Annotated in this window: 12 protein-coding genes and 1 tRNA gene; 11 read left to right on the plus strand and 2 right to left on the minus strand. The window is 70.7% G+C overall.

The genetic code is table 11. The features are described from left to right. Together ACTIR_RS23470 and aceE are read right to left on the minus strand one after the other, a co-directional pair. On the minus strand, positions 1 to 865 hold an 865-nt coding region (locus ACTIR_RS23470), incomplete at its 3' end, for a PucR family transcriptional regulator (RefSeq protein WP_065388594.1). A 252-nt stretch (positions 866 to 1,117) separates the two neighbouring features. Further along, entirely contained in the window at positions 1,118 to 3,922 is a 2,805-nt protein-coding gene (gene aceE, locus ACTIR_RS0114475) for a pyruvate dehydrogenase (acetyl-transferring), homodimeric type (RefSeq protein WP_026454830.1), read from the minus strand. Between the two features lie 399 nt (positions 3,923 to 4,321). Here aceE and ACTIR_RS0114480 point away from each other — a divergent pair, with 399 nt between their 5' ends. The 11 genes from ACTIR_RS0114480 to ACTIR_RS26695 all read left to right on the plus strand — a co-directional run. Then, the gene (locus tag ACTIR_RS0114480) at positions 4,322 to 4,738 is read left to right on the plus strand and encodes a DUF3052 domain-containing protein (protein ID WP_026454831.1); all 417 of its coding nucleotides are present in this window, start codon (positions 4,322 to 4,324) and stop codon (positions 4,736 to 4,738) included. Between the two features lie 226 nt (positions 4,739 to 4,964). Beyond that, positions 4,965 to 5,420 (plus strand): peroxiredoxin, encoded by a 456-nt coding sequence (locus ACTIR_RS0114485; RefSeq protein ID WP_026454832.1) that lies wholly within the window; start codon positions 4,965 to 4,967, stop codon positions 5,418 to 5,420. A 57-nt stretch (positions 5,421 to 5,477) separates the two neighbouring features. Next, a tRNA-Val gene (locus ACTIR_RS0114490) sits at positions 5,478 to 5,552 on the plus strand. Between the two features lie 86 nt (positions 5,553 to 5,638). Next, the gene (locus ACTIR_RS0114495; protein ID WP_026454833.1) at positions 5,639 to 6,544 is read left to right on the plus strand and encodes a tyrosine-type recombinase/integrase; all 906 of its coding nucleotides are present in this window, start codon (positions 5,639 to 5,641) and stop codon (positions 6,542 to 6,544) included. A 416-nt stretch (positions 6,545 to 6,960) separates the two neighbouring features. Further along, positions 6,961 to 7,245: a hypothetical protein gene (locus ACTIR_RS0114500; protein WP_026454834.1), complete on the plus strand. Its 285-nt coding sequence runs from the start codon at positions 6,961 to 6,963 to the stop codon at positions 7,243 to 7,245. Positions 7,246 to 7,373: 128 nt separating this feature from the next. After that, complete coding sequence (locus tag ACTIR_RS0114505) at positions 7,374 to 7,757, plus strand: hypothetical protein (protein ID WP_026454835.1); 384 nt, start codon at positions 7,374 to 7,376, stop codon at positions 7,755 to 7,757. After that, positions 7,757 to 8,503, plus strand: coding sequence for a helix-turn-helix domain-containing protein (locus tag ACTIR_RS0114510; RefSeq protein ID WP_026454836.1), 747 nt, complete (start codon positions 7,757 to 7,759; stop codon positions 8,501 to 8,503). The genes ACTIR_RS0114505 and ACTIR_RS0114510 overlap by 1 nt, the downstream gene beginning before the upstream one ends. Continuing rightward, entirely contained in the window at positions 8,500 to 8,718 is a 219-nt protein-coding gene (locus ACTIR_RS0114515; RefSeq protein ID WP_026454837.1) for a hypothetical protein, read from the plus strand. Before ACTIR_RS0114510 ends, ACTIR_RS0114515 begins: the two co-directional genes overlap by 4 nt. Further along, entirely contained in the window at positions 8,715 to 8,888 is a 174-nt protein-coding gene (locus tag ACTIR_RS25965) for a hypothetical protein (RefSeq protein ID WP_154663768.1), read from the plus strand. The genes ACTIR_RS0114515 and ACTIR_RS25965 overlap by 4 nt, the downstream gene beginning before the upstream one ends. Positions 8,889 to 9,203: 315 nt before the next feature. Further along, complete coding sequence (locus tag ACTIR_RS0114525) at positions 9,204 to 9,464, plus strand: hypothetical protein (protein ID WP_026454838.1); 261 nt, start codon at positions 9,204 to 9,206, stop codon at positions 9,462 to 9,464. Positions 9,465 to 9,706: 242 nt separating this feature from the next. Continuing rightward, positions 9,707 to 9,980, plus strand: a 274-nt coding sequence (locus ACTIR_RS26695; RefSeq protein ID WP_034240212.1) for a hypothetical protein, incomplete at its 3' end; no start/stop codon positions are given.

Below are 9,980 nucleotides of genomic sequence, written 5' to 3' on the forward strand. Positions count from 1 at the left end.
CGGCAGGCCAGCCGACGACGGCCCGCAGGCCGGACAGCGCCTCGGAGGCGCTGTGGTGCGCCTCGGCGAGGCCGGAGACGGTGGGGCCCGCGACGACGGGGCCCTCGGCGAACGCCGTCGCGAGCATCGGCAGGATCTCCCGGTCGGCCTCGGTTTCCTCGGTGGAACCGGCGACCACGACCACCAGCCGGGAGCCCTGCACCCCGAGCAGCACCGGCCTGCCCACCCGGGCCGCCTTGCTGCGGACCTCGAACACCACCGACGGCGGGTCGTCGGAGGGCGGGTTGCCCACGAGCACGGTCGCCGAGCCCGCGGGGTCCCAGCCCAGGGCCGCCGCGCGGGAGAGCACGGACTCCTCCGCGTCGCCCCGCACCACCCCGTCCACGACCAGGGCCTCCAGGCGGGCGTCCCAGGCGCCGCGTGCCTCGGCCGCCGCCGCGTAGGAGTTGGCCGCGGCGAAGGCGATCTCCCGCCCGTAGCGCAGGATGCCCTCGATCAGCGCGGCCCGTTCGGCCTCGTCGGCCGCGAACTCGGGCAGGTGTTCCTCGAAGACCTCGACCGCGAGGCGCACGATCTCCACGGTCTGCCGCAGGCTGATCCACCGGGACAGCTCCCGGGGTGCGGACCGGAAGGCCTCGGTGGTCAGGCGCAGCGCCTCCTTGGAGTCGCGCATCCACCGCACGAACCCCGCCGCGCCCGCCTGCGAGATGAGCAGCACGCTGGCCCGTTGGTCGGCGGGCAGCCGCGCGAACCACGGCAGCCGCTCCTCCAGGGCGGCCACGCTGGCCTTGGCGAGCCGACCGGACGCGCGTTCGAGCTCCCGCAGCGTCGTGGCCGACAGCCCGTGGTCGTTCGTGGCAGACATCGTGCTCGAATCCTACGCCCGGTCACGCCGGGTACGGGGTGGATCGTCCCGGGGAGGCGGGCCCGTCGGCGCCGTTCCGCCCGTGCCCGCACAGTGGCACGGGACCACCCGTGGCGCTGCGGCTCCCGCGCCCCGGGTGGTCCCGCTTCCCCGGTCCCCACCGGTGGTTCCACTATGGAAGCCGTGGCCCCCGTGCGCCACCGGAGTCACTCGTTCGTGCAGCGCAACGGGGGCCGGGCGGACCGGAACGGCTCAGGCCACGCCCGAGTCGGACGTCTGCGGACCCGCCGCCGTCACGTCCTCGAGCCGGTACGTCCGGACGGCCTCGGTGACCCGCTCGGCGGGGATCTCGCCGCGCCGGGACAGGGCGGTCAGCACGCCCACCGTGACCGACTCCGCGTCGACGAGGAAGTGCCGCCGTGCCGCGGGCCGGGTGTCGGAGAAGCCGAACCCGTCGGTGCCGAGGGTGAGCATGTCGGTGGGCACCCACGGCCGGATCAGGTCGGGCACCGCCCGCATCCAGTCGGACACGGCCACCACCGGACCCTCCGCCCGCGACAGTGCGGCGGTGACGTGCGGTGTGCGGGGGGAACGCTCCGGGTGCAAAAAGTTCTCCCGGTCGATGTCGACGGCCTCCCGCCGCAGCTCGGTCCACGACGTGGCGGACCAGACGTCGGCGCGGACGCCCCACTCGTTCTCCAGCATCTCCCGTGCCCGCAGCGCCTCGGGCATCGCCACGCCGGAGGCGAGGATCTGTGCCCGTGGCCCGTCGCCGTCCGGGGCCGCCCGGTAGTGGTAGAGCCCCTTGAGCAGGCCGTCCACGTCGAGGTTCTCCGGCTCGGGCGGCTGCTGGTACGGCTCGTTGTACACGGTGATGTAGTAGAAGACGTTCTCACCGTTGCCGTCCGGGCCGGTCTCGCCGTACATCCGGCGCAGCCCGTCCTTGGCGATGTGGGCGATCTCGAACGCCCACGCCGGGTCGTAGGCCACCACCGCCGGGTTGGACGCCGACAGCAGCAGGGAGTGCCCGTCGGCGTGCTGGAGTCCCTCCCCGGTGAGCGTGGTGCGGCCCGCCGTGGCACCGAGCACGAATCCGCGGGTCATCTGGTCGGCCGCCGCGTACAGGCCGTCCCCGGTGCGCTGGAACCCGAACATCGAGTAGAAGATGTACACCGGGATCATCGGTTCACCGTGCGTGGCGTACGAGGTGCCCGCGGCGGTGAACGACGCGGTCGAGCCCGCCTCGTTGATGCCCTCGTGCAGCAACTGGCCCTGCTCCGACTCCTTGTAGGCGAGCATCAGCTGCGCGTCGACCGAGGTGTAGTTCTGTCCCTGCGGGTTGTAGATCTTCGCCGTCGGGAACATCGAGTCGAGGCCGAACGTGCGGGCCTCGTCCGGGATGATCGGCACCAGCCGCTTGCCCACGTCGGGCTCCTTGGCCAGCTCCCGGATCAGCCGCACGAAGGCCATCGTCGTGGCGACCTCCTGCTTGCCGGAGCCCTTGCGGATGGCGTCGTAGACCTCGTCGCCGGGCAGCACCAGCGGCTTGGCGCGCGAGCGCCGTTCCGGCAGGTAGCCGCCCAGCGCCTTGCGGCGGCCGTGCAGGTACTCGATCTCCGGGGAGTCCTCGCCCGGGTGGTAGTACGGCGGCAGCGTCGGGTCGCGCTCCAGCTCCTCGTCGCTGATCGGGATGCGCTGCGAGTCCCGGAACAGCTTGAGGTCGTCCAGGGTGAGCTTCTTCATCTGGTGGGTGGCGTTGCGGCCCTCGAACGCCGGGCCCAGCCCGTAGCCCTTGATCGTGTGGGCCAGGATCACGGTGGGCCTGCCGTGGTGCTCCAGCGCCGCCTTGTACGCCGCGTACACCTTGCGGTAGTCGTGCCCGCCCCGCTTGAGGTTCCAGATGTCGGCGTCGGAGAGGTTCTTGACCAGCTCCTTGGTGCGCGGGTCGCGGCCGAAGAAGTGCTCGCGGACGTAGGCGCCGTCGTTGGCCTTGTAGGTCTGGTAGTCGCCGTCCGGGGTGGTGTTCATCAGGTTCACCAGCGCGCCGTCGCGGTCGGCGTGCAGCAGCGCGTCCCACTCGCGGCCCCAGATGACCTTGATGACGTTCCAGCCCGCGCCGCGGAAGTAGGTCTCCAGCTCCTGGATGATCTTGCCGTTGCCCCGGACGGGGCCGTCCAGGCGCTGGAGGTTGCAGTTGACGACGAACGTCAGGTTGTCCAGCCCCTCGGTCGCGGCCACGTGGATCAGGCCCCGCGACTCCGGCTCGTCCATCTCGCCGTCCCCGAGGAAGGCCCACACGTGCTGGTCGCTGGTGTCCTTGATGCCCCGGGCGTGCAGGTACCGGTTGAACCGGGCCTGGAAGATGGCGTTCATCGGGCCGATGCCCATCGACACCGTCGGGTACTCCCAGAAGTCCGGCATCAGCCGGGGGTGCGGGTACGACGGCAGGCCGCCGTCCTCGCCCGCGTGGGAGTGCTCCTGGCGGAAGCCGTCCAGCTGGTCGGCGGTGAGCCTGCCCTCCAGGTAGGCACGGGCGTAGATCCCGGGGGAGGCGTGGCCCTGGATGAAGATCTGGTCACCGCCGCCGGAGTGGTCCCGGCCCCGGAAGAAGTGGTTGAAGCCGACCTCGTACAGCGCCGCCGAGGAGGCGTAGGTGGAGATGTGCCCGCCCACGCCGACACCGGGGCGCTGGGCGCGGTGCACCATGACCGCCGCGTTCCACCGGATGTAGGCCCGGTAGCGCCGCTCGATCTCCTCGTCGCCGGGGAACCACGGCTCGTTCTCCGTGGGGATGGTGTTCACGTAGTCGGTCGCCGTGAGTGGCGGGACACCGACGTTGCGTTCCCGGGCCCGTTCGAGCATGCGCAGCATCAGGTACCGGGCACGCTGCTGACCACCCCGCGCCAGTGCGGCGTCGAAGGAGTCCAGCCACTCGGAGGTCTCCTCGGGGTCGATGTCGGGCAGGTGCGCGGCCAGTCCGTCGCGGATCACGCGGACGCGCGCGGGCGCCTGGCCGGATGCGCCGTCGGGTCCGGCCTCGTTGTTCTGGGGGGCCAAGGGGTCTCCTCGCCGGTTCTGGTGTCGCTTCGTTCGATCGTGTGTCATCGTCGTGCCGGGGCGCGCCGCGCGTCACCAACTACTCTGCGGTAACATTGAGCTGTTCGTAACACCGTGTCCGTCGCCTCCGACCCTGGTGAGCCGTATCTCCCAGCCTAGTCACCTCCGGTCCGCACGGGGCGGCTCGGCGCCGACGGACGGCCCGCCGGGCGGGGAGGGGCCGTGCCGGAGTCCGGCGGAGGGCCCCCGTCGACCGCACGAGTTCCCGATGATCCGGTGTGGACGGTTGCGCTCCGCGCCGTCGCGGTGTTCGCTAAGCCCATCCGTGTACGTATCGCGCGGCCGCCGACCTCCGGGACGGTGGCCGTGGCAGCACCCGAAGTGGAGGAGTGAGAAGTCGTGGTCGCCGCGGGAGACGCTGACCAGAACAGCGTCGCCGAAAGGCTCGGCATCAAGCCGGACATGGTGGTTCAGGAGCTGGGCTGGGACGAGGACGTCGATGACGGGGTCCGTGCCGCCATCGAGGACCACCTCGGTGGTGAGCTGCTCGACGAGGACGCCGACGAGGTCATCGACGTGGTGCTGCTGTGGTGGCGCGACGGCGATGGGGACCTGGGCGACGCCCTCGTGGACGCCCGCGCCCCGCTCGACGAGAACGGTGTCGTGTGGGTGCTCACCCCCAAGACCGGGCAACCCGGGCACGTCGAGCCGAGCGACATCGCCGAGGCGGTCCCCACGGTCGGGATGTCGCAGACGTCGAACCTGAGCGTGGGGCCGGGCTGGACCGGGACGCGGCTGGTGCCCAGGTCGAAGTGACCCTGCGGGGCCCGGGGCCGGTCCGTCGGCTCCCCGGACCTCCACCCCACCGCCCCACCGGGCCGGGATCCCGGCCCGGTGACGGAGCTGTCGGCGTCCGTCCGTCGCACGATAGGCTCGGCACGGCACGCGGCTTCGCGAGGTGCCCGCCCCGTCACCGGTTCCGGCCGGCCGGGGCGGGCACGTCCGTGCCGGGACAGCGACAAGCGGAAAGGTTGGCACACCTATGGCGGTCGAGGTGGGTACCCAGGCCCCGGACTTCACGCTCAAGGACTACAACAAGCAGGAAGTCACCCTGTCGTCCTTCCGCGGGGACAAGCCGGTACTGCTCGTGTTCTACCCGTTCGCCTTCAGCGGCGTCTGCCAGGGTGAGCTGTGCCAGCTCCGGGACGACTTCGACCAGTACAGCGGGGTGCAGGTCCTCGGTGTCTCCGTGGACACCCCGTTCGCGCTGAAGGTGTGGGCCGAACAGCAGGGCTACCAGTTCCCGTTGCTGTCGGACTTCTGGCCGCACGGCCGGGTCGCCCAGGAGTACGGTGTGTTCGACGACAACGCCGGTCTCGCCCTGCGGGGCACCTTCCTCATCGACACCGCGGGCGTGGTCCGGTTCGCCGAGGTCAACCAGCCCGGTGAGCCGCGGGACCAGGACGCGTGGAAGAAGGCGGTCGCGGACCTCACCTGATCCGGCCCCGGAGGGGTTCGGAGTGAGTGTGTTCCCGTGCCCGGCGCGGGGACACCCGGGCGCATAGCTCAGCGGAAGAGCACCTGCCTTACAAGCAGGGGGTCGCAGGTTCGAACCCTGCTGCGCCCACCAGAGAGGGCCTGACCAGGGAAAACCCGCTCGGTGCCTCTGATCGGGTCACTTGCACAGCGCATGGCGAGACGATAACCTGCCGCGCCATGAGAGCGCAATGGGACCAACTGGTCCGCGAGTTCACCAAGCTGCTCAAGGCCGAGAACAAGGCGCCCAAGACCATCCAGGTCTACGAGGCCTCGGTTCAGGCGTTGATCGGGTGGCTCGACGAGACCGGCCGCCAGGTCGACGCCGCCGAGCTCACCCGGCACGACCTCGCCGAGTTCATGACCCACCTGATCGAGACCCGGTCAGCCTCCACGGCCAACGTGCGGTACCGCGCCCTGCAGCAGTTCTTCAAGTACCTGGTTGCCGAGGGCGAGATCGAGCGCTCGCCGATGGAGCACCTGAAGCCGCCCCACGTGCCGGAGAAGCCGGTCGATGTGCTGCCCGTCGAGACCGTGCGCGCCCTGCTCAAGCAGTGCGACGGCAAGGACTTCATCAGCCGGCGCGACGCGGCGATCATCCGGCTGCTGATCGACACCGGCGGCCGGCTTTCCGAGATCGCCAACCTCACCCTCGACGACGTCGACCTCGACCAGGACACGGTGACCGTGCTCGGCAAGGGCCGGCGGCCGCGGGTGCTGCCGATCGGGTCCAAGACCTCTCTGGCCCTGGCTCGGTACCGGCGCCTGCGGAAGCCGCACCGGCACGCCGACCGGCCGGAGCTGTGGCTCGGCGAGAAGAACCGGCCGCCGATGACCAGCAACGGCATCAAGCTCATGCTCCGACGTCGCGGCCGCGCCCTGGTCCCGCCGATCGACAACCTGCACGCCCACCAGTTCCGCCACACCGCCGCGCATGAGTGGCTGGCCGCCGGCGGCAACGAGACCGACCTACAACGGCTCATGGGCTGGCGGTCACCGCAGATGCTGCGCCGCTACGGCGCCTCCCGGGCCGACGAGCGAGCGCGGGAGGCACACCGCCGCATGGGCCTCGGCGACGGGATCTAGCCATGAGCTGCGATTTCTGTACCCGCGCCGAACATTATCTAACGGTTCCTAACGTGGGAAGGAGCGGGAAGACGTGGGCACATTCAGGAGCATTCAGGCACGGTTGGGCTCCGTGTCACTCTGCAAAATTCTGTTCATTTCTGTACTCGACTTGGATCATGCGCGCGACCTGCGGGCATGTGGCCACAAATGGTCACATGTGACGTAGGACACGACACAGGGAGACAAACTCTGACAATGCATGACGACACGCCGACACGGCACCCCGGTGATCGCCGAGACAGATCAACGACGTGCTAGCGTTGTCCGCACAAGAATAGAAAGAGCCCGGCCCCCGCTAGGTCGCCAAACTCAACCGGGGACCGGGCCTCCACACCCCTACCGGACACGAGTGTGTCCAGAAGGGCACGGCCATTATGGCATCCTCCAAGAACCTCACGCCTGAGCAGCGGTCCACCCGAGCGCGCCTCGCCGCCTACTCGATGCACGCCCAGGGCAAGACCAACACCAAGGCCGCGCAGGACGCGCTGCAGCAGCGCTTCCTCGACGAGGTCGACCCCGACCGGGTGCTGCCCGAGGCCGAGCGCCTGAAGCGCGCCGAGTACGCCCGGAAGCTCTACTACACCCGCCTGGCCTACAAGGCCGCCCGCGCTCGTGCGGCGAAGCGCCAAGCGCAGCAGGGCGGTGGTGAGGCCGCATGACCCGGACAGAAGAACGCCGCCCCTCGGCGGGCAACCGAGAGACGGCGGGAGCAGACCAGGGGAGAGGACGGTCTACCGGCCAGCATAGCGCCCACCGGCGACGCGACCGCACCACGCCGTGGGGCGAGTTGTACGGCACTCTGCTCGCCGCCGAGGCCGAGCACCGCGGCCTCACGAAGGGGCAGCACCGGGACAACGTCGAACGCCGCGCGCGCCAGGCCGTCGACCTCATGGACGCCGTGCACGAGGAGAACCAACTCCGGCGGGAACGGGTGCTGCGGCACCCCGACCTCGCCGAGCGGCTCGCGTCGACACTGCGGCTGTCCCGCGCCTCGCACTGGAACGGCTTCGTGCCGCCCCGAACCTCGGTGGAGCTCGCCTGCGGCGCGTGCAGCACCGACCGGCGCGCCCCGTGCCGGCGGGAACACGCCGCGGCCGCCAACCTGAGCCCCACCCGCGCGCAGGTCGTTCAGATCGCTCGGGAGGCCCTGCGCAGGGAAGGCGGTACCTGATGGGCATCCGGCTCTACGTCGAGGTGCTCGACCACGCCCCGGCGGAGCTCACCTCGAACGAGCGGCTGCTGCTGCTCGTCATCGCCGAGAAGGCCAACGACGACACCCGGCGTGCGGTGTTCCCGAACCCGGACCGGCTGCTGCACCGGCTCGGCATGAGCGAGGACGGCTTGCGGAAGGTGTGCCAGAAGCTCGCCGCCCGCGGCTACGAGGCTCGCATCCCGGTCGGCACGAACAAGGCGGGAAGGCCGGTCTACGCCTACAAGGGCCACGCCGTGGACTACCGGGTGCCGGTGTTCCCGCGCCGCGAGGTCCCGCCGGAAAGGCGGGACAACAGTCCCGCCATTGACACCGAAAGGCAGGACAACAGTCCCGCCTTAGAGGACATAAAGGCGGTACATCTGTCCGGAAAGGCGGTACATCAGTCCGCTAAAGGCGAGACGGATGTCCGTAAAGGCGGGACTGATGTACCGCCCCTTCCCTCAGATCCCTCAGATGTCCCTCAGATCCCTCACCGCGCGCGCGACCCGTACGCCGACGCCGTCGACTACGTCGAGAACGGGTTCAGCCGCCTCGACGGACGGCAGCGCTACGAGCGGCAGGACATCGCCGAGGCCGTCCGCGGGTTCCTCAGCGGCCACCAGGTCGCCAACCCCGCCGCCTACGTGCGCAAGGCGTTCGACAGCAACCCCGAGCAGTTCCGGCCCACCCCCGGGCCACCCCGCTTCCGAAGGGAGTCCGCATGACCGAACGCCCGATCATCGTGGAGGGTGACGAGCTCGCCGCGCTGCTCGACAACCTCCGCGCCGCCACCCGGTGCGAGGACTGCGGAGGCACACCCGCGCTCGTCGCCCGTGACCGCGACATCACCGCCGAGCTACTGCACCGCCCCGACTGCCCCGACGTCGCAGCGATGGCCGTCGAGCAGCTGCTCCACGACACCCTCGGGAGGCCCTCGTGATCCTGGACAACCCCGATATCGCTCACGTCCTCGCCATCATCGGCCTGGTGGTGGTCGTGGTGGCCGCCCTGGCCGTGGTGTCCGCCGCGGCTGTGGTGCTGGCCGAGGGTGCCACCCGTGTGGCCACGTGGTGGCGTCGGCGTGGTGCCCGATCCGAGGAAGTCGAGTGATGTCGTGGCCCCGTCCCCTGGTGGTGCCCCGCCCTGCCCCTGCCGTGGCCGTGGCTGTGGTGCGTGCTGCTCGTCGTTTGCTCAGCGTGACAAGCGCGCGGCCTCGCTCGGCGTCGGTGCTGGTGGCCAGGGTGGGCGGGCCAGGGGAGGGGGCACCCCGAACACGGGCGGTGACCGGGGCTTGCGACCCCGTGCCCTTACGCTCTGATTTTCCCCCCGAAGGCGGCGTCACGGCGCCGGTCACGTTCGAGCAGGTCACGGGCGCCGATGTCACGGGTGAGGTGTCACGCGTGACGGGCGTCGGAAGGGAGCGAGATGTGCGACGGTGAGTACCGCCCGGAGGGGTTCTTCCCGGCGGCTGAGCTGGACATGCTGCGGCACGACACGGCGCGCACCCGGCGGTGGGCCGAGCTGCACGGGCGGATGGTGCGCGGCGGGATGCTGTTCGGCGCCGAGGTCGACGAGTTCGCCGACGCGCGGGAGGGGGTGGCCGCGATGCGGGCGTATCCGATCACCGACTGGTGGAACGACCCGGCGGGGCAGGCGTTGTGGAACCATCCGGTGACGGAGCCGTGAGCTAGACTGTGGGCGTCCATCAGGAATGGGTCTGGACGCGTCCCGGGCGGGTGACTGCTCGGGACGCTGCCAGGTTCCGGTGACGAGCCGCGGCCCGCTTCGGCCTGCCGCACTCGTCGAGCGCCGGCCCGGCCACCCTCGGCGGTCTCCGGGAGACATGCGCGGCCCGCTTCGACGCCCGCCGCGACGGTTCATCTTTCACGTGCCGCGCGTGGTGCGCGGCTGTCTTCCGAGGAGTTGTCATGGCGCGGAATGCGCAGGTGATCACGAACGAGCTCGACGAGCTGGAGGCCCGGCGGGAACCGCTGGAGTCGGAGATGCGGGAGCTGCACGACAAGGCCGGCGACCGGGAGCTCACCCGTGGCGAGCAGCGGCGGTGGGACCGGCTGCAGGCGGGGGTGGACAAGCTCGACGACCAGCGTCGCGCGCTGGTGCGGGAGCTGGCCGAGCTTCCGGGGCACACCGAGTCCGGCGACGGTGCCCGCGGTGACGAGCCGCGGCGTGACGGGCGCCCGG

Origin of the sequence: Saccharomonospora iraqiensis subsp. iraqiensis (assembly GCF_000430445.1) — a bacterium.
In the GTDB taxonomy this organism is placed as follows: domain Bacteria; phylum Actinomycetota; class Actinomycetes; order Mycobacteriales; family Pseudonocardiaceae; genus Saccharomonospora; species Saccharomonospora iraqiensis.